Origin of the sequence: Halomonas sediminis, from assembly GCF_044871105.1 — a bacterium.
GTDB classification, from domain to species: domain Bacteria; phylum Pseudomonadota; class Gammaproteobacteria; order Pseudomonadales; family Halomonadaceae; genus Vreelandella; species Vreelandella zhuhanensis.
Genome location: NZ_CP085246.1, coordinates 3,458,809 through 3,477,324, shown reverse-complemented (window position 1 = coordinate 3,477,324; position 18,516 = coordinate 3,458,809). Strand labels below are relative to the sequence as shown.

Sequence of the window (18,516 nt, the reverse complement as noted above, 5' to 3'; positions counted from 1 at the left end):
CTGACCTCTCGGGAGGTAACGTTTGTGGAAATCACTTTTCAATTTGATTGGGCAGCGGCATTTGGTTCGATTCCGCATCTCCTCCCCGGCGTCCCCTGGACCTTACTGATTTCCTTTGGTGGCCTCGCCATCGGCTTTTTCATCGGCATCCTGTTCGGTCTGTTACGTATCAGCCCCTTGCGCTGGCTACGCTGGCCGGCAATCGTGTATGTCGAAGTGTTCCGTGGCACGCCTATCCTGGTTCAGGTGCTGTTTATCTTCTATGGCTTGCCCCAACTGCTGGACAGTCCGATCAATGCGCTCACCGCCGGCATAGCCGCCATTGCGGTCAATTCCGGGGCCTACATCTCGGAAATCGTGCGGGGTGGTGTGCAGTCGATCGAACGCGGGCAACGTGAAGCGTCGCTTTCCCTGGGGCTTTCTCGCTCCCAGGCCTTTCGCTACGTCATCTGGCCCCAGGCTTTCCGACGCATGATTCCGCCTTTGGGTAACCAGGGCATCATCAGTATCAAGGATACCTCGCTGTTCTCGGTGATCGGCGTCGGCGAGCTGGTACGTCAGGGGCAGATTTACATCGCCACAACGTTTACCGCTCTGGAGGTCTATTTCATGGTGGCCCTGATGTACCTGGTCATCACCTGGACGCTTTCAATCCTGCTGCGCCAACTCGAGCGTAGGGGTCTGGCCGGACAATGAGGACTGCTGCATGAATGATGATGCAACCCAACCCATCGTGCGCATGCAGGCGCTGAACAAGCATTTCGGCGACCTGCACGTATTGAAGGATATCGATCTGGAGATCGTTCCCGGTGAAGTGGTGGTGGTGATCGGTGCCAGTGGCTCGGGCAAATCCACATTGATTCGCTGTATCAACGGCCTTGAGGAATACCAGCTGGGCAAACTGGAAGTCGATGGCAGCCAGCTTCTACCCTTTGGCAAGAGCAACCGCGCCTTGCAGCGTATCCGTACCGAAGTCGGGATGGTGTTTCAGCAGTTCAATCTGTTTCCGCATCTCAGCGTGGTCGAGAACATAACGCTCGCCCCGATGAAAGTACGCGGCTGGAGCCGCGCCGATGCTCTGGAAACCGCCAACCGCCTGCTCGAGCGGGTGGGAATCACCGACCAAGCCCACAAATATCCCGCTCAGCTTTCCGGCGGCCAACAGCAACGCGTCGCCTTGGCGCGTGCCTTGGCCATGGAACCCCGCCTGATGCTGTTCGATGAGCCCACCTCGGCTTTGGACCCAGAAATGATCGGGGAGGTATTGGACGCCATGCGTGAGCTCGCCAAGGAAGGCATGACCATGGTAATCGTGACGCACGAAATGGGCTTTGCGCGTGAAGTGGCCGACCGGGTCATCTTTATCCACCAAGGTGAGATCACCGAACAGGGAGAACCCGAAAGCCTGTTTGATAACCCTCAACACGAACGTACCCAGTCGTTTCTTTCACGGGTTTTGACTCACTAAAAATCTTCGTTTCGGCATGCAATGCATGCCAAATGACCGGCCTATCCTCGTGATAGGCCTTTTTTTTGCCTGTGGACAACTTTATTTTTGGCCAGTGGAGAAACCTTGCCCAGGCAGAGCATGGCAGGCACGAGTGGAAGAATAAGGGCGCTTGCAAAATTGTTCACAGGTGCGGTAACAACTAGGGTATGGAGCGGTGGACAAGCAGTGAATTATTGGCCCTGTGGATAAAGCGCCTTTTCATCCACAGGAGTTGCACCGCTAACCAGCAGGTAATGCCCTGCTTTCACCCTCGATCATCAACAACGTAAAAATCTGATTTTTATAAATTTAAATGGATTAATAACAGATTTTGCCCTCAGTAGTAATTACAACAATAATAGAACTTCTTTATTTATATTTATTTTGTTATTTAATATTGGAGTCACTGGCTGACAGGGTGTGGAAAAACCTGACGGTTACCCACAGGAGGTTTATACTGCCCAGCTTCATTTTGAATACCGCCAAGGAAGAATCCTTGCCGGTTGATCACATCGCGCCGTCATCGGTGCAAGACGAGGTGTCTTTTGAATTACCCCGACCGCTTTGACGTCATCGTCATCGGCGGTGGCCATGCGGGAACCGAAGCCGCACTGGCCTCCGCTCGCATGGGCAGTCAGACCCTGCTGCTGACCCACAACATCGAAACCCTGGGGCAAATGTCCTGTAATCCGGCAATTGGCGGGATCGGCAAGAGCCATCTGGTCAAGGAAATCGATGCCTTGGGGGGAGCCATGGGGCTTGCAACCGACCTCGGTGGTATCCAGTTTCGTGTGCTCAATGCTCGCAAAGGCCCCGCAGTTCGAGCGACAAGAGCCCAAGCCGATCGTATCCGCTACAAATCCGCGATCCGAGGAATGCTGGAAAACCAGCCCAACCTGACGTTGTTTCAGCAAGCGGCAGGCGATCTGATTGTGAATAACGACAGCGTTTGCGGTGTGGTGACCGAAACCGGCATTCGCTTTCTTTCCAAGACGGTTGTGTTGTCCACAGGGACTTTTTTGGGCGGTGTTATCCACATCGGTCTGGACCAGAGCCGCGGCGGCCGGGCCGGCGACCCACCTTCCAATGCGCTTGCCGAACGTCTGCGCGCACTTCCATTTCGTGTCGACCGGCTAAAAACCGGAACACCGCCACGCCTGGATGCCAAGAGTGTGGATTTCTCGGGGCTCGAAACTCAGCCGGGAGATACACCCACTCCCGTGATGTCGTACATGGGCAAGCAGGAAATGCACCCAGCGCAGGTCAATTGTCATATCGCGCATACCAACGAGCAGACCCACGACATCATCCTCGCCAACCTGGAACGTTCACCGATGTATTCCGGGGTGATCGATGGGGTTGGGCCGCGTTACTGCCCTTCGATCGAAGACAAGGTGCATCGTTTTGCCGACAAGAACAGCCATCAGGTGTTTATCGAACCTGAGGGGCTGGATACTCATGAGCTTTATCCCAACGGCATTTCGACCTCGTTGCCGTTCGATATTCAGCTCAAGGTAGTCCGCTCGATCAAGGGGCTGGAAAACGCCCATATCACCAGGCCCGGCTATGCCATCGAATATGATTTCTTTGACCCCCGCGACCTCAAGCATTCGCTGGAAACACGATTTATCCACAACCTGTACTTTGCCGGACAGATCAACGGCACCACCGGCTATGAAGAAGCCGGGGCCCAGGGCCTGCTGGCTGGGCTGAATGCCGCGCGCCGGGCCCAGGGCCTGGACGCCTGGTGGCCTCGCCGTGACGAGGCCTATCTCGGCGTTCTGGTCGATGATCTGATCACCCTGGGCACCAAAGAGCCCTACCGCATGTTCACTTCACGGGCGGAATATCGGTTATTGTTGCGTGAAGACAATGCCGATTTGCGTCTGACCGAGATCGGTCGCGAGCTTGGGCTGGTCAACGACCAACGCTGGCAAGCATTCAGTATCAAGCGCGAGGCAATCGAGACGGAAAATCAGCGGCTGGCGTCGCTTTGGGTGCATCCGGGGAGTGCCGGTGCTGCTGAATTGGAAACCAAACTCGGTAAACCCTTGAGTCGCGAATACCGAGTAAGTGATCTGCTCAGGCGCCCGGAATTGAGTTACCAGGACCTTGCCTTGCTTGATGGCGGCACGGCAGTCGATGATCCCCAGGTGGCGGAACAGGTCCAGATCCAGGCCAAATACCAAGGCTATATCGAGCGTCAGCAGAACGAGATCGACAAGCTCAAGCGCCATGAAGCCACAGCGTTACCCGAAACTCTGGATTACCATCGGGTGGAAGGGCTGTCTCATGAAATCCGCCAGAAGCTTGAAGAGGCGCGTCCCGCCACCTTGGCGCATGCCGCGCGTATTTCAGGAGTCACCCCAGCTGCGGTGTCGATACTATTGATTCACTTGAAAAAACGCCGTTTGCTGGATGAGTCGAAGGTGGTCAACGGATGACACCGCTTGCCCTGTTGCGCTCACAACTGCCTGACTCCGCCGTTGCGCGGCTGAGTCAAGGCCTGGTCGAACTACAGCTTGATGTCACCCCGGAACAGCAAGAACGGCTACTGGGATTGCTGGCGCTGTTGCACAAGTGGAACCGGGCTTATAACCTCACCGCAGTACGTGACGTCGACACCATGGTGTCGCGTCACCTGCTCGACAGTGCTGCCGTGCTGCCTTTCGTCAAGGGGCCGCGTCTGCTCGACGTGGGGGCCGGGCCTGGGTTTCCCGGTATGGTGCTGGCGATTCTTGCGCCCTCACTTGAAGTCACCCTGCTGGACAGTAACGGCAAGAAAGTACGTTTTCAGCGTCAGGCAGTGATGGAGCTGGGACTGACCAATGTCTCTCCGGTACAGGCACGGGTGGAAAGTTTTGCCCAGGGACAGTTCGATCAGGTCATTTCTCGCGCCTTTGCCAGCCTGGCCGATTTCATCGCCATGACGCGCAAACTTCCGGCAACGGATGGCCAGTGGCTGGCGATGAAAGGCCCCGGTGCGGATGAAGAGTTACGCCAGTTTACCGACCATCATCAAATGCCCGAGGGTATTCGATTGCACAGCCGGCATAAATTGAACGTGCCCTTTGAAAGCGCCGAGCGGCAGCTGTTGATTCTCACCCAGCAAGGAGTGGAGTAAGTGAGCCAGATCATAGCCCTGACCAACCAGAAAGGCGGTGTCGGCAAGACCACCTCGGCGGTCAACCTGGCCGCCGGCCTTGCATCACTCAAACATCGGGTGCTGCTGGTGGATCTTGATCCCCAAGGCCATGCCAGCATGGGTAGCGGTATCGACAAGCATGGCCTCGATACCAGCGTGCTGGATGTCTTGCTGGGTGAGGTCGCGGCACAGGCGGTGATCAAGTGCAAGACGCCGGCGGGGTTCGATGTCCTGCCGAGCAATGGTGACTTGACCGCCGCCGAGGTGGAGCTGCTCTCGCGCGAACCACGTGAAGCCTGCTTGAAAGATGCCTTGCAAGGCGTGGCCTCGACCTATGATGTGGTGCTGATCGACTGCCCGCCATCGCTCAACATGTTGACGGTGAATGCGCTAACCGCCGCCGATAGCGTGCTGATTCCCTTGCAGTGCGAGTTTTATGCCTTGGAAGGTCTGTCAGCGCTGCTCGATACCATCGAGCAGATCAAGCAGAGTGTGAATCCCAACCTCAAGATTGCCGGCATCTTGCGTACCATGTACGACAAACGCATGAGCTTGACGCGAGAAGTGGATAAACAGCTGCGTGAATTTTTTGGCGATGCCCTGTTGAAAACCACGATTCCACGTAACATCAAGGTCGCAGAAGCACCCAGCTACGGTCTTCCGGTGACTCAGTACGCGCGTTTTTCCAGGGGCAGCCAGGCATACCGCGTGCTGGCCAAGGAAATGATTCGCCGTTTGTCGTTGTAAGGGGTCGTTGTTTTTTCAGGTACCTTTTTCAGGTGCAGTGATACGCCGCAGTAGGGTTATAAACGTGAGGAATGAGCGATGACGCGTAAACGCGCTCTGGGACGTGGCCTGGATGCCCTGATCGGCGCCGGTGCCCGTCGTCGAGAAAGTCTGGAGGTTTTCGGCAAGGAACTGGCCGGCGCCGACCTGTTCGGTGCGCCACTCGCCGCTGAGGAAGGTCTGGGTACGTCTGAATCTGACATTGAAGCCCCCGAAGTAGCCAAGGACCGCCTCGACTATTTGCCTCTGGGTCAGCTGTCTCGGGGCAAATATCAGCCTCGCCGTGATATTCAGCCTGAAGCGCTGGAAGAACTCGCCGATTCCATTCGTGCTCAGGGCGTGATGCAACCCATTGTGGTGCGTCCGACCGGCACCGACCGCTATGAAATCATTGCCGGGGAGCGCCGCTGGCGCGCGGCCCAGCTTGCTGAACTCGACGTCATCCCTGCGGTGATCCGCGAAGTCACCGATGAGGTCGCCCTGGCATTGGCGCTGATCGAGAACATTCAGCGGGAAAATCTCAATGCCATCGAAGAAGCCCTAGCTCTCAAGCGGCTGGGAGAGGAGTTTTCCCTTACCCAGCAGCAGGTAGCCGATGCGGTGGGTAAATCCCGCACTCAGGTGGCCAACCTCCTGCGCCTGTTGGCGCTGGACCCCGAAGTGCAGACGCTGCTTGAACGTGGTGATCTGGATATGGGGCATGCCCGGGCACTGCTGAGTCTTCCCGGGGTCAAGCAGCGCCAGATAGCGCATGAAGTCGTCAATAAGGATCTGACCGTAAGGGCCACCGAATCACTGGTAAAAAAATATCAGCTGGAGGGAGAACCGGCCCGTGCGGAAAGTAGTCGTCCGCAGCTTCCGGACGTGGCTCGGCTGGAAACTCAGCTGGGCGAGTTGCTAGGCGCGCCGGTCGCCATCCAGCATGGCAACCGCGGCAAAGGCAAGCTGACCATTCGCTATACCAGCCTGGAAGAACTCGACGGAATTCTGGAACACATTCGCTGAACCTGATCAGAAAATCGTGAGCAAACCAAAGAATGTTGACAATAATTCCCCCTTTGGTCGCAAGTTAGTCGCTCAAAGGGCAAAAACGCCATAGCTTTGGTTGAAGGTGTGATAGGGCTTCCCTATAATCCGGCGGGGTTTGCCTGATTGTGGCGGGAGTCAGCCTGTAGACGTAATACCTGCCCTGCGGAATGTCGACACATGCATAAAACGAATTCAGTACAGCGTCGACGCATGGATTTCAGGCGATTGTTTCTAGCCCAGGGACTCGCGATACTGGTGATAATGGGCATTGCAGCTTGGTGGGACGGTCTGGAAGGGTTGGTATCGGCGTTGCTGGGTGGCCTGGTAGGCCTGTTGCCTTCGGTATATTTCGTGTGGCGCGGCTCGCGGCGGCGAGGAGGCAAGACCCCGCGTGCCAAGGCGCTCAATTTTTATCAGGCAGCGATGGGCAAGTTTGGTTTGACGGTGGCATTGTTCGTTGTGGTGTTCATCGCAGCGCCCCCCTCAAACCCCGCTTTCTTTTTTAGCGCTTATGTGGCGGTAGTACTGATGCATTGGCTAGCACCTTGGCTAATGCCTGGAAACCGTCCAATTGACTTGAGGTGAAATTTCCATGGCAGCAGGAAACGACGTCACACCAACGGCTTATATACAGCACCATTTACAGAACTTGACCTTCGGCAATCACCCGGAAAACGGCTGGTCACTGGCGCATTCCGCACTGGAAGCGCGTGAAATGGGTTTCTGGGCGATTCACCTGGACACCATGGGCTGGTCGATTGCCATGGGTGTGCTGTTTATCTGGGTCTTTCGCAAGGCGGGAAAAATCGCCACCACAGGCGTACCCGGAAAACTGCAGAATGCTGTCGAAATGGTCATCGAATTCATTGAAAACCTGGTACAAGGGGCATTCCATGGGCGTAACCCGCTGATTGCTCCCCTGGCCCTGACCTTGTTCGTCTGGATCCTGTTGATGAACACCCTGAAGCTCATTCCGATCGATTATTTCCCGGAACTGTTCATGCGTCTCGGCGTGGATTACATGAAGATCGTTCCCACCACCGATCCTAATGCCACCCTGGGCATCGCTTTGGGCGCCTTCTTCCTGATTCTGTACTACAGCATCAAGGTCAAGGGCGTGGGCGGTTTCGCTAAGGAGCTGTCCTTGACACCGTTCAATCATTGGGCGCTGATTCCTTTCAACCTGTTGCTGGAAATCATTGCCCTGCTGGTCAAGCCCTTCAGTCTGGCCATGCGTCTGTTCGGCAACATGTTCGCCGGGGAAGTCATCTTCATCCTGATTGCGATGCTGCCGTTCTGGGCCATCTGGCTGCTGGACGTGCCTTGGGCGATTTTCCACATCCTGATTGTGGTTCTCCAGGCCTTCATCTTTACCGTGCTGTCCGTTGTGTATCTTAGCTCTGCACACGAACAACACTGAAACGAGCAATGCTTGCAATACGTTAACCCTTAACCTCAACCCTTAACTGCAAACCTCAACTTGAGAAAACTAGGAGCATTACCATGGAACTCATCTACGTTGCTGCTTCACTTATGATCGGTCTAGGTGCCCTGGGTACCGGTATCGGCTTTGCTATCCTGGGTGGCAAGCTACTGGAAGCCACCGCGCGTCAGCCGGAACTGGGTGACCAACTGCAAACCAAAACCTTCCTGATGGCGGGTCTGCTGGATGCCGTACCGATGATCGGTGTGGGTATTGCGATGTACCTGATCTTCGTTGTTGCCGGTTAATGAGCCTACCGGGCGGCTTACCCGCTCGGTTTTGTTTCACTCCGGTCGCCACGAACCTGTCAGAGGTACATCCCTGTGAATATCAACATGACGCTTATCGGGCAGACGATCGCCTTCGCGATCTTTGTCTGGTTTTGCACCAAGTACGTGTGGCCACCACTCAGCAATGCGCTCAACGAGCGTCAGAAAAAAATCGCTGACGGCCTGGATGCGGCTAGCCGGGCATCGCGTGATCTTGAGCAAGCTCAAGAACAAGCGGCTCAGACGTTGCGAGAAAGCAAGGAACAGGCTTCACAAATTCTCGAGCAAGCCAATAAGCGCTCCGCGCAGATTGTCGAGGAAGCACGCGATCAGGCACGCGCAGAAGGCGAGCGTATTATCGCCGGCACGCGTGCCGAGATAGAGCAAGAAATCAATCGTGCCAAGGAAGAGCTTCGTGCCCAGGTGTCGCACCTTGCGATCATCGGTGCCGAGCGTGTTCTGGAAGCTTCCATCGACGAGAAAGCGCACCGCAAGTTGCTTGATGAGCTTGCTGCCGAACTGTAAGGAGGTGAATCATGGCGGAACTATCCACCGTCGCTCGTCCTTACGCCAAGGCGGCGTTCGAGTCTGCCCGTGACCAGGAGTCATTTGACCAATGGTCACAAGCACTCAATTTGCTGAGTCACGTCATCGCCGATACGGACGTTCGTCGCCTGCTGGGAAGCCCCAAGCTCGACAATGAACAGAAAGTATCGCTGTTGGCGGACATGTCGCCAAATGACACCAATGACGCGATTCGTCGTTTTCTTGACACCTTGGCACAGCATCATCGCTTGATGGCTCTGGGCGAAATTGCCGAGCAGTTCGAGCAGCTTCGCGCCGAGCACGAAAAGCGTATCGACGTCACCGTGGTCTCAGCTTACGAGTTGAACAGCAAGCAAAAAACCAAGCTGGCAGGCGCGCTCAAGAAACGTCTGAATCGCGAAATCTCCATTACCACTCAGGTAGACCCGGCGCTGCTGGGCGGTGTAATCCTGCGTGCCGGCGATACCGTCATTGACGGCTCGGTACGTGGTCGATTGAACCGCCTTTCTGAAGCGCTTTCCGCCTGAGTCTGAGGGACATGGCATGCAGCAACTGAATCCTTCCGAGATCAGCGACATCATCAAGCAGCGTATCGAAAAGCTTGACGTCGCATCCGAAGCCCGCAATCAGGGCACCATCGTCAGCGTTTCCGACGGTATCGTGAAAATTCACGGCCTCGAAGACGCTATGTTCGGTGAAATGATTGAATTCCCCAATGGCGTCTACGGCATGGTGCTCAACCTGGAGCGCGACTCCGTGGGTGCCGTTATCCTGGGTGATTACCTTCTGCTTCAAGAAGGCATGACCGCCAAATGTACCAGCCGTATCCTTGAAGTGCCGGTGGGTCCTGAGCTGATCGGCCGTGTGGTCGATGCTCTGGGTAACCCCATCGACGGCAAGGGTGATATCAATGCCAAGCTGACCGATGCGGTGGAAAAAGTCGCTCCGGGCGTCATCACCCGTCAATCCGTTGACGAGCCGATTCAGACCGGTCTGAAATCGATCGACGCCATGGTGCCGATCGGCCGCGGTCAGCGTGAGCTGATCATCGGTGACCGTCAGATCGGTAAGTCGGCGATTGCCATCGATGCGATCATCAACCAGAAAGGCACGGGCGTGACCTGCGTCTACGTGGCGATCGGTCAGAAGCAGTCGACCATTGCCAACGTGGTGCGCAAGCTCGAACAGCATGGCGCCATGGAACACACCATCGTCGTCGCGGCCGGTGCTGCCGACCCGGCGCCGATGCAGTTCCTTGCGGCTTACTCCGGCTGCACCATGGGTGAGTACTTCCGCGACCGCGGCGAGAATGCCCTGATCGTCTATGATGATCTGTCCAAGCAGGCCGTGGCGTATCGCCAGGTTTCTTTGCTGCTGCGTCGGCCGCCGGGTCGTGAAGCCTATCCGGGTGACGTCTTCTATCTCCACTCCCGCCTGCTGGAACGTGCGGCACGGGTCAACGTGGATTACGTCGAGAAATTCACCAACGGTGAAGTGAAAGGCAAGACCGGTTCCTTGACCGCACTGCCGATCATCGAAACCCAGGGCGGCGACGTCTCGGCCTTCGTTCCGACCAACGTGATTTCGATCACCGACGGTCAGATCTTCCTCGAGACCAACCTGTTCAACTCAGGCATCCGTCCGGCCATCAACGCCGGTCTTTCGGTGTCGCGTGTGGGTGGCTCGGCGCAGACCAAGATCATCAAGAAACTCGGCGGCAGCGTGCGTCTGGCACTGGCTCAGTACCGTGAGCTGGCGGCATTCTCACAGTTCGCCTCGGATCTTGACGAAGCGACCCGTAAGCAGCTCGAGCACGGCCAGCGTGTCACCGAGTTGATGAAGCAGAACCAATATTCGCCGCTCTCCGTGGCTGAAATGGCGCTGTCGCTGTATGCCGCCAACGAAGGCTACCTGGATGATGTCGAGGTAAACAAGGTACTGGATTTTGAACGTGCGCTGCACGACTTCATGAAGTCCGAGTATTCCGAGCTGCTCGACAAGATCAACCAGACCGGCGACTACAACGACGAGATCAAGGACGGCTTGAAGTCGGGTCTCGAGAAGTTCAAGGCGACTCAGAGCTGGTAATGCTAAGGGCTTGCCTGCTAGCGGGTGGGCCGGCATGCTTTCTGATAGCCACGAACGAAAGGTAGATCGCTATGGCAGCTGCAAAAGAGATACGCACCCAGATCGGGAGCATCAAGAACACGCAGAAGATCACCAGCGCCATGGAAATGGTCGCTGCATCGAAAATGCGTAAAGCACAAGACCTGATGAGGGCCAGCCAGCCTTACGCCAGGCAGATCCGTAATGTTGTGGGCCACATTGCCGATACCAACCCCGAGTACAAGCACGACTACATGGTCGAGCGTTACGAGGTGAAGCGGGTCGGTTATATCGTGGTATCCACCGATCGCGGCCTGTGCGGCGGCTTGAACCACAACCTTTTCAAAGCTCTGCTGAAAGATGCCAGCGGATGGAGAAAGGAAGGCGCGGAGCTGGATTTTTGTGCTCTAGGTGCCAAGGCCAGCACCTTTTTCCGCAATTATGGCGGTAATCTGGTGGCGGCCAAGAGTGGGCTGGGGGAATCCCCCACGGTTGAGTCCTTGATCGGTAGTGTCACGGTCATGCTCGAAGCCTATGACCAGGGGAAGATTGACCGCCTGTACGTGGTGTACAACGAATTCGTCAACACCATGACGCAAGCACCGGTGGTGCGTCAGCTTCTTCCTCTGTCAAGCGAGATTGGCTCGGACGAAACGACGCAAGACGCTGAAAACGCCCGTCCCGGAAGCTGGGACTACCTGTATGAGCCGGATGCCAAGGCGTTGCTGGATAGCCTGCTGATTCGCTTCATTGAATCCCAGGTATATCAGGCGGTGGTGGAAAATGGGGCCTGCGAACAGGCGGCCCGCATGATCGCCATGAAGAGTGCCACCGACAATGCCGGTGGTCTGATCGACGATCTCGAGATGGTGTACAACAAGGCCCGTCAGGCAGCCATCACCCAGGAAATCTCCGAGATCGTAGGCGGCGCCGCTGCCGTATAGCGTCAGGGAAGGATCGACCTTCCCGGCAACCAGGTTTCATTTGCAGGTTTTTGAGAGGAACCAAGATGAGCGGACGTATCGTACAAATCATCGGCGCGGTGATTGACGTAGAGTTTCCGCGGGACAATGTTCCCAAGGTCTACGACGCGCTGAAGGTCTCGGATGTCGAGACCGTGCTTGAAGTCCAGCAACAGCTGGGCGACGGTGTGGTGCGTACCATTGCCATGGGCTCCACCGAGGGGCTCAAGCGTGGTATGGAAACGAAGGACACTGGGGCTGCGATTTCCGTGCCAGTCGGCACGGAAACCCTGGGCCGGATCATGAACGTGCTCGGCGAGCCGATCGACGAAGCAGGTCCGATCGGTGAGCAGGAACGCATGCCTATCCACCGCAAGGCCCCCGGCTATGCGGACCAGGCAGCCTCCAACGAGCTGCTGGAAACCGGTATCAAGGTCATCGACCTGGTCTGCCCGTTCGCCAAGGGTGGTAAGGTCGGTCTGTTCGGCGGCGCGGGTGTGGGCAAGACCGTCAACATGATGGAATTGATCCGCAACATCGCCACCGAGCACAGCGGTTATTCCGTGTTCGCCGGGGTGGGTGAGCGTACTCGTGAGGGTAACGACTTCTACCACGAAATGACTGAATCCAACGTTATCGACAAGGTAGCGCTGGTTTACGGTCAGATGAACGAGCCGCCCGGTAACCGTCTGCGTGTAGCGCTGACCGGCCTGACCATCGCCGAAAAATTCCGTGATGATGGCCGTGACGTCCTGTTGTTCGTCGACAATATCTACCGTTACACCCTGGCGGGTACCGAAGTATCCGCCCTGCTGGGTCGTATGCCGTCCGCGGTAGGCTATCAGCCGACCTTGGCGGAAGAGATGGGCGTTCTTCAGGAACGTATCACCTCGACAAAGACTGGCTCGATCACTTCCGTGCAGGCCGTTTACGTGCCCGCGGATGACTTGACCGATCCGTCGCCGGCGACCACCTTCTCGCACCTGGACGCCACCGTGGTATTGGCGCGTTCGATTGCCGAATTGGGTATCTATCCGGCCATCGATCCGTTGGATTCCACTTCGCGTCAGCTGGATCCGCTGGTGGTGGGTGAAGAGCACTACAATACCGCGCGCGGTGTACAGAACGTGCTGCAGCGTTACAAGGAACTCAAGGATATCATCGCGATTCTGGGCATGGATGAGCTGTCTGATGAAGACAAGCTAGCCGTGGGCCGTGCGCGTCGTATCCAGCGTTTCCTGTCGCAGCCGTTCTTCGTTGCCGAGGTTTTCACCGGGTCTCCGGGTAAATACGTGTCACTGAAAGACACCATTCGTGGCTTCCAGGGCATTCTCAACGGTGAGTACGACGACCTTCCGGAGCAGGCCTTCTACATGGTCGGTTCGATCGACGAAGCCGTCGAGAAAGCCAACCAGATGAAGAAGTAATCCCGTCCATCAGGGGGATTCGCTATGGCGAACAGCTTCACATGCAATATCGTCAGCGCTGAAGCGTCGATTTTCTCGGGCCCCATCGAGCAAGTTGTCGCCTCCGGGATCATGGGTGACCTGGGCATTTTGCCGGGTCACGCCCCGTTGCTGACTGAGCTTCAGCCGGGTCCGGTGCGGGTGTTTCACGACGATGGCAAGGAAGAGCACTTCTTTGTCTCCGGCGGTTTCATGGAAGTGCAGCCGAGTGGTGTCACCATTCTGGCCGATGCCGCTTCACGTGCCGCTGACCTCAATGAGGCCGCTGCCGAAGAGGCTCGTCAGCAGGCGCTGAGAGCCCTCAACGAGAAATCAGCAGAACTCGACTACGGTCGTGCTGCTGCGGATCTCGCGGAAGCTATGGCTCAGCTGCGTACCATTCAGCAGTTGCGCAAAAAGGCCGGCAAAAGCTAACTTGCCGCGCCGGCATAAAACGCTCCTCGCTCCCTGTCGTGATGTCAGGGTTCGAGGGGCGTTTTTTTTGTCTGTTATGATGGTTCCTTACGGCGAAATGTCGTCAATGGCCGTAAGCGCTAAGGGGATGAGCAATGTCATTGAATGATGAAAGCTTGCAAGAAACCAAAGAGGAGCTTCTCGAGGCGTTGACCCGGGAAGTACCTCACAAGGAGCTCTTGGCGGAACGCTTGTCGGAACTTCGTTCGGCGGATATTGCCGAGATTCTCGAAGACATCGTCGAGGACGACGAAGACCTGCCGACTGTCCTCACTCTGTTGAACATTCTCTCGCTGGAAAGAGCGGCCAACGTCCTGGGTTACCTGCCGGGTGAAGTCCAGGTAGAAATCGTCGAGAAGCTCAGCGACGCCACCTTTTTGGCCCTGCTGGAAGAAATGGGTTCGGATGAACGTGCGGATTTGTTCAACCTTCTGGATGAGGATCGTCGGGAGGCATTGCTGCGGCAGATGGCTCACCAGGAGCGTGAAGACCTGAAGCGTCTGTCCAGCTATGAAGAGGGCACGGCCGGCGCCATCATGACCTCTGATTATGTTGCCATTGCCAGTGGCATGACGGTGTCGCAGTCAATGATGCGTGTGCGCCAGACCGCACCGGATGCGGAAACCGTCTATCAGATTTATATCGTGGATAGCGACGGCAAGCTGGCCGGTACGATGTCATTGCGTCAACTGATGGTGGCGCGTCCGGGCGCCGTGGTAGATGACATCATGATCAAGGACGTGATCAGTATCCCGGTGGACGAAGCACAGGAGGAAGCTGCCCGCGTGGTGGCGCGCTATGACTTGCTTGCCTTGCCGGTCATCGATGCAGATAACCGTATGGTCGGCATTGTCACGCACGATGATGCGATGGACGTGGCTGAATCCGAGGCCACGGAAGATTTCCATAAAGGGATGTCTATCGGTCAACTGGAAGACGGTGTCGGTCGTGTGCCGATTTGGAGTCTGTACCGTAAACGGGTCTTCTGGTTGGTATTGCTGGTGTTTGCCAATTTGTTTTCCGGCGCCGGGATTGCTTACTTTGAAGAAACCATTGCCGCCCAAGTGGCGCTGGTGTTCTTCCTGCCGCTGCTGATCGGCAGTGGAGGCAACGCCGGTGCCCAGGCCGCCACTCTGATGGTGCGGGGTATGGCCACGGGGGATGTCGGCATCAAGGATTGGGGTAAGCTGCTGGGGCGTGAACTTCTGGTCGCGGGGTCGTTGGGTATCACGATGGCGATTGCCGTCACCCCCATCGGCATCATGCGCGGCGGTGACGCCGTAGCGGTGGTGGTGGCACTGAGCATGGTAATCATCGTGCTGTTCGGTAGCCTACTGGGGATGTGCCTGCCCTTTGTGCTGGAGCGGTTCAAGGTCGACCCGGCCACGGCATCGGCACCTCTGGTCACCACCTTGATCGATGCCTCAGGGGTATTGATCTATTTCAGCATTGCTACGGCGATTCTGACCACCGCCTAGCGTGCCATGACCTTGACTATCTCTATTTCTCCCAACCAGCTCAGATCGTTTGCCATCGACTTGAGCTGGGTGGGGAGGCTTTCCAGTGTTTCATCAAGACTGTCATCAGAATCGTCATCAATGATCAATGAAACCGAGACCTTGTCATTCAAGTAATGCAGCTGTAGTGCGGTGAGAGCGTGCCAGATAGGTAAATGCGACCAGCGGTGGCCCAGAGCTGTTTCTACGTCGGGGCGCAGCGGTAAACCGGGAAACCGGCTGGGATCGCCCTTGCCTTGGTCGTCTTCGGGGTCGATGTGAAAGATCACATCGGTCAATGCCGGGTAGGTGCGCCTCAGGCGCCGGCTGACTTCATTACCGATCTCATGAGCCTCCGAGACACTGATGCGCGAGCCTACCACGACATGCAGATCGACCATGGCCCAGCCCGCCGATTGGCGCGTTCTCAGATCATGCACGTTTTCCACGCCGGGCACGCTCTCGGCTACCTCGTGCATCTTGTGTTGCGCATCTTCGGGCAAGGCGGTATCCACCAGTTCCCGGGCGGATTCCCACAACAGATCCCACCCCACCTTGCCCACCAGCAGGCCGACGATCACTGCGGCAATCGCATCCACCCAGCCGGCACCAAACTGTGCGGCGAGCATCGCCACCAGTACCACGGCGGTCGAAAGCACATCCGAGCGTGAATGCCAGGCATTGGCTTCCAGCAGCCGGGATTTGACGCGCTTGGCAACGCGCATGGTGTAGTGGAACAGCCATTCCTTGGCCAAGAGAGCCGCGACGGCCAGCGAGATAGCCCATATTCCCGGCGGAGATACCTGGGCTCCGCTGAGCAAGCGGTGCAGGCTGGACCAGGCAATTCCCCCGGCGACGAAGATCAGCACACTACCGAGTAACAGGGTCGCCAAGGTTTCGATCCGACCATGGCCGTAATGATGATCCTGGTCGGGGCCTTGGCGACCGTAATGGGTGGCAGCCAATACCATGCCGTCAGTGATCAAGTCGGAAAAGGAATGAATGCCATCGGCGATCAGTGCCGCCGACCCCACCAGTACACCGGCGATCACCTTGGCGATACTGAGTAAGCCATCCAGCCAGGCGGCAATGTAAGTGGCGCGCTTGGCCTCGTGGGTATTTTGGATCTGTGATGCCATGGAGTGACTCTTTACCAACGTCGCAAGGAATTCCGGTTAACGATATTAAGGCTTCGTCGTTCACATCGCTACTGTAAGCAATGTACGATTCAACGCCGACGGACAAAGCTGCCAAGGAAGTGTATCCTTTTGGTTTTTTCCAGTTGCTTAATGTGAATCACCAGCGTCTCTTTTCTTTAGGAAGATTTATGGATTGGCTTCAGATTGTTGTCTTGGCGGTGATTCAAGGCCTCACCGAGTTCCTGCCTATTTCCAGTTCCGCTCACTTGATTCTGGTGCCGGTACTGACTCCCTGGGATGATCAAGGGCTAGCATTTGATGTCGCGCTGCACATCGGCAGTCTGACGGCGGTGGTGGTATATTTTCGCCACGAACTGTGGCGCATGCTGCAAAGCAGCTTGGCGGCGGTGAGCGGCAAGGGCGTGGATGAAGATGCCCGGCTAGGGTTCTGGGTGGCCTTGGCCACCCTACCGGTGTGTATCGTCGGGCTGATGTTTCATGATCTGATTGCCTTGAGCATGCGCGCCACGCTGATTATCGGCATCAGTCTGATCGGCTTTGGCCTGTTGCTGGGCTATGCCGATTTTCGCAAGCGAGGAACACGTACAGAGTATCAGTTGGGATGGAAGGATGCCGTGTGGATCGGAGGTGCTCAGGTGCTGGCCTTGATTCCCGGCACCTCTCGTTCGGGCATTACCATTACCGCTGCACTACTGTTGGGAATGAGCCGGGAAGGCGCCGCACGTTTTTCATTTCTGATGTCGATCCCGGTGATTGTGTTGGCTGGCGGCTTGGAGGCGATCGGTCTATTTCGCCAACCCCAGCTGATCGATTGGCCCGCTATGATTTGGGGTGCGATATTATCTGGACTAAGCGCTTATCTGTGTATTCATTACTTTCTGGTGCTGATCAAAAAACTCGGCATGCAGCCTTTCGTTGTCTATCGCGTGGTATTCGGGGCCTGGTTGCTTTGGTTCTTCCATTTTTAAGTTTTGATTTAAATATTCTTAGTTTCCAATGGCAAGGTAAATATCATGAAGCATGATGGGCTTCGGACGTTATTGGCAGGCTTTCTCTGTGTGGTCTTGTTCGGGCTTGCCGGCTGCTCGGAAAATGACCGGCCGCTGGAGTCACCGGTACGTCTGGAAGGGAGTATTTTCGGTAGCTTCTATCAGCTGACAATCGCCGACCCGCTGACACAAGGCGAGGCACGCGAACTCGAGGCAGGCCTGAAGGAAGAACTGGAACGTGTGGATCAGGCCATGTCCACCTATCGCGATGATTCCGAACTGGTCATTTTCAACCAGGCGCCGTTGAATGAATGGCAACCGCTCTCCAACGAACTGATTGATGTATTGGCGATCAGCCAGTCGGTTGCCGAGGCCAGCCAAGGAGCCTTTGATGTCACCGTTGGGGGCCTGGTCAACCTGTGGAGTTTCGGTCCCGAAGCGCGCCCAAGGGAGGCGCCTGACGAAGCCGTATTGCAGCAGCGCCTGGAAGACGTCGGCTATGATGCCCTGGAAGTCGATACCCAGAACATGCAGGCACGCCGCACCCGGGATGTGTTCATCGATCTTTCCGCTGTCGCCAAAGGGCACGGCACCGACCGCGGCAGCTCCTATCTGGATAGCCAGGATATCGAGCATTACCTGATCAACATCGGGGGTGAATTGGCGGTGCGTGGCTATCGTGACCCTCAGCAACAGGCGCCATGGCGAATCGGTATCGAAGTACCTGAAGACGGACGACAGCAAGCCCAGCATATTTTACCGCTGCACGAGGTCTCGGTGGCGACGTCGGGCGACTATCGCAACTACTTTGAACAGGACGGTCAGCGTTTTTCACACACTATCGACCCACGTACCGGGAAACCGATCGATCATCGGCTAGCCTCGGTGTCGGTGGTGCATCCTTCCAATGCCTGGGCGGACGCCTGGTCCACGGCCTTGATGGTATTGGGGGAAAACGTGGGCATGGCGCTGGCACAGGAACAGGAACTCAAGGTATTGATGCTGTTACGTGACAAGGATGACTGGAAAAGTGTGGCCAGCCCTGCCTTTGCCGAGCACTTCGGGGCTGAATTGCTCGATGAACTGGAAATCGGGCATGGCGACGGCGAACCACTCGGCACTGAAAATGAGGAGTAA

General features: G+C 56.5%; 19 protein-coding genes. 18 read left to right on the top strand and 1 reads right to left on the bottom strand.

Annotated features, from left to right (window positions below):
* Nucleotides 1-24 precede the first annotated feature (24 nt).
* The 16 genes from LG290_RS16470 to mgtE all read left to right on the top strand — a co-directional run bounded on the left by LG290_RS16470 (nucleotide 25) and on the right by mgtE (nucleotide 15,212).
* The gene (locus LG290_RS16470; protein WP_499835705.1) at nucleotides 25-696 is read left to right on the top strand and encodes an amino acid ABC transporter permease; all 672 of its coding nucleotides are present in this window, start codon (nucleotides 25-27) and stop codon (nucleotides 694-696) included.
* A gap of 10 nt (nucleotides 697-706) precedes the next feature.
* Nucleotides 707-1,468, top strand: coding sequence for an amino acid ABC transporter ATP-binding protein (locus LG290_RS16465; protein ID WP_160419555.1), 762 nt, complete (start codon nucleotides 707-709; stop codon nucleotides 1,466-1,468).
* Between the two features lie 566 nt (nucleotides 1,469-2,034).
* Nucleotides 2,035-3,933, top strand: a complete 1,899-nt coding sequence (mnmG, locus tag LG290_RS16460; RefSeq protein ID WP_499835704.1) for a tRNA uridine-5-carboxymethylaminomethyl(34) synthesis enzyme MnmG — start codon at nucleotides 2,035-2,037, stop codon at nucleotides 3,931-3,933.
* Nucleotides 3,930-4,613, top strand: coding sequence for a 16S rRNA (guanine(527)-N(7))-methyltransferase RsmG (gene rsmG, locus LG290_RS16455; protein WP_499835703.1), 684 nt, complete (start codon nucleotides 3,930-3,932; stop codon nucleotides 4,611-4,613). The genes mnmG and rsmG overlap by 4 nt, the downstream gene beginning before the upstream one ends.
* Nucleotides 4,614-5,381, top strand: coding sequence for a ParA family protein (locus LG290_RS16450; protein ID WP_160419558.1), 768 nt, complete (start codon nucleotides 4,614-4,616; stop codon nucleotides 5,379-5,381).
* 78 nt (nucleotides 5,382-5,459) lie between these two features.
* Entirely contained in the window at nucleotides 5,460-6,425 is a 966-nt protein-coding gene (locus tag LG290_RS16445; RefSeq protein ID WP_499835702.1) for a ParB/RepB/Spo0J family partition protein, read from the top strand.
* A 201-nt stretch (nucleotides 6,426-6,626) separates the two neighbouring features.
* The gene (locus tag LG290_RS16440) at nucleotides 6,627-7,034 is read left to right on the top strand and encodes an ATP synthase subunit I (RefSeq protein ID WP_499835700.1); all 408 of its coding nucleotides are present in this window, start codon (nucleotides 6,627-6,629) and stop codon (nucleotides 7,032-7,034) included.
* Nucleotides 7,035-7,041: 7 nt separating this feature from the next.
* A complete protein-coding gene (atpB, locus tag LG290_RS16435) occupies nucleotides 7,042-7,869 on the top strand; it encodes a F0F1 ATP synthase subunit A (protein WP_160419561.1) in 828 nt (275 codons plus the stop codon).
* Between the two features lie 83 nt (nucleotides 7,870-7,952).
* The gene (atpE, locus tag LG290_RS16430; RefSeq protein WP_160419562.1) at nucleotides 7,953-8,180 is read left to right on the top strand and encodes a F0F1 ATP synthase subunit C; all 228 of its coding nucleotides are present in this window, start codon (nucleotides 7,953-7,955) and stop codon (nucleotides 8,178-8,180) included.
* A 75-nt stretch (nucleotides 8,181-8,255) separates the two neighbouring features.
* Complete coding sequence (locus LG290_RS16425; RefSeq protein ID WP_160419563.1) at nucleotides 8,256-8,726, top strand: F0F1 ATP synthase subunit B; 471 nt, start codon at nucleotides 8,256-8,258, stop codon at nucleotides 8,724-8,726.
* A gap of 11 nt (nucleotides 8,727-8,737) precedes the next feature.
* Nucleotides 8,738-9,274 carry a F0F1 ATP synthase subunit delta gene (locus LG290_RS16420; RefSeq protein ID WP_160419564.1) on the top strand — a complete coding sequence of 179 codons (537 nt, stop codon included), beginning with the start codon at nucleotides 8,738-8,740 and terminating at the stop codon, nucleotides 9,272-9,274.
* Nucleotides 9,275-9,290: 16 nt separating this feature from the next.
* Nucleotides 9,291-10,835 (top strand): F0F1 ATP synthase subunit alpha, encoded by a 1,545-nt coding sequence (gene atpA, locus LG290_RS16415; RefSeq protein ID WP_160419565.1) that lies wholly within the window; start codon nucleotides 9,291-9,293, stop codon nucleotides 10,833-10,835.
* A gap of 71 nt (nucleotides 10,836-10,906) precedes the next feature.
* A complete protein-coding gene (gene atpG, locus LG290_RS16410; protein WP_160419566.1) occupies nucleotides 10,907-11,797 on the top strand; it encodes a F0F1 ATP synthase subunit gamma in 891 nt (296 codons plus the stop codon).
* A gap of 65 nt (nucleotides 11,798-11,862) precedes the next feature.
* Entirely contained in the window at nucleotides 11,863-13,242 is a 1,380-nt protein-coding gene (atpD, locus tag LG290_RS16405) for a F0F1 ATP synthase subunit beta (protein ID WP_160419567.1), read from the top strand.
* A 24-nt stretch (nucleotides 13,243-13,266) separates the two neighbouring features.
* Nucleotides 13,267-13,695: a F0F1 ATP synthase subunit epsilon gene (locus tag LG290_RS16400; protein WP_160419568.1), complete on the top strand. Its 429-nt coding sequence runs from the start codon at nucleotides 13,267-13,269 to the stop codon at nucleotides 13,693-13,695.
* Between the two features lie 134 nt (nucleotides 13,696-13,829).
* Nucleotides 13,830-15,212, top strand: a complete 1,383-nt coding sequence (mgtE, locus tag LG290_RS16395; protein ID WP_499835699.1) for a magnesium transporter — start codon at nucleotides 13,830-13,832, stop codon at nucleotides 15,210-15,212.
* Here mgtE and LG290_RS16390 read toward each other — a convergent pair.
* Entirely contained in the window at nucleotides 15,209-16,369 is a 1,161-nt protein-coding gene (locus tag LG290_RS16390) for a cation diffusion facilitator family transporter (protein WP_499835698.1), read from the bottom strand. The genes mgtE and LG290_RS16390 overlap by 4 nt on opposite strands.
* A 188-nt stretch (nucleotides 16,370-16,557) precedes the next feature.
* Here LG290_RS16390 and LG290_RS16385 point away from each other — a divergent pair, with 188 nt between their 5' ends.
* Nucleotides 16,558-17,358, top strand: coding sequence for an undecaprenyl-diphosphate phosphatase (locus LG290_RS16385; RefSeq protein WP_499835697.1), 801 nt, complete (start codon nucleotides 16,558-16,560; stop codon nucleotides 17,356-17,358).
* Nucleotides 17,359-17,403: 45 nt separating this feature from the next.
* The gene (locus tag LG290_RS16380; protein WP_499835696.1) at nucleotides 17,404-18,516 is read left to right on the top strand and encodes an FAD:protein FMN transferase; all 1,113 of its coding nucleotides are present in this window, start codon (nucleotides 17,404-17,406) and stop codon (nucleotides 18,514-18,516) included.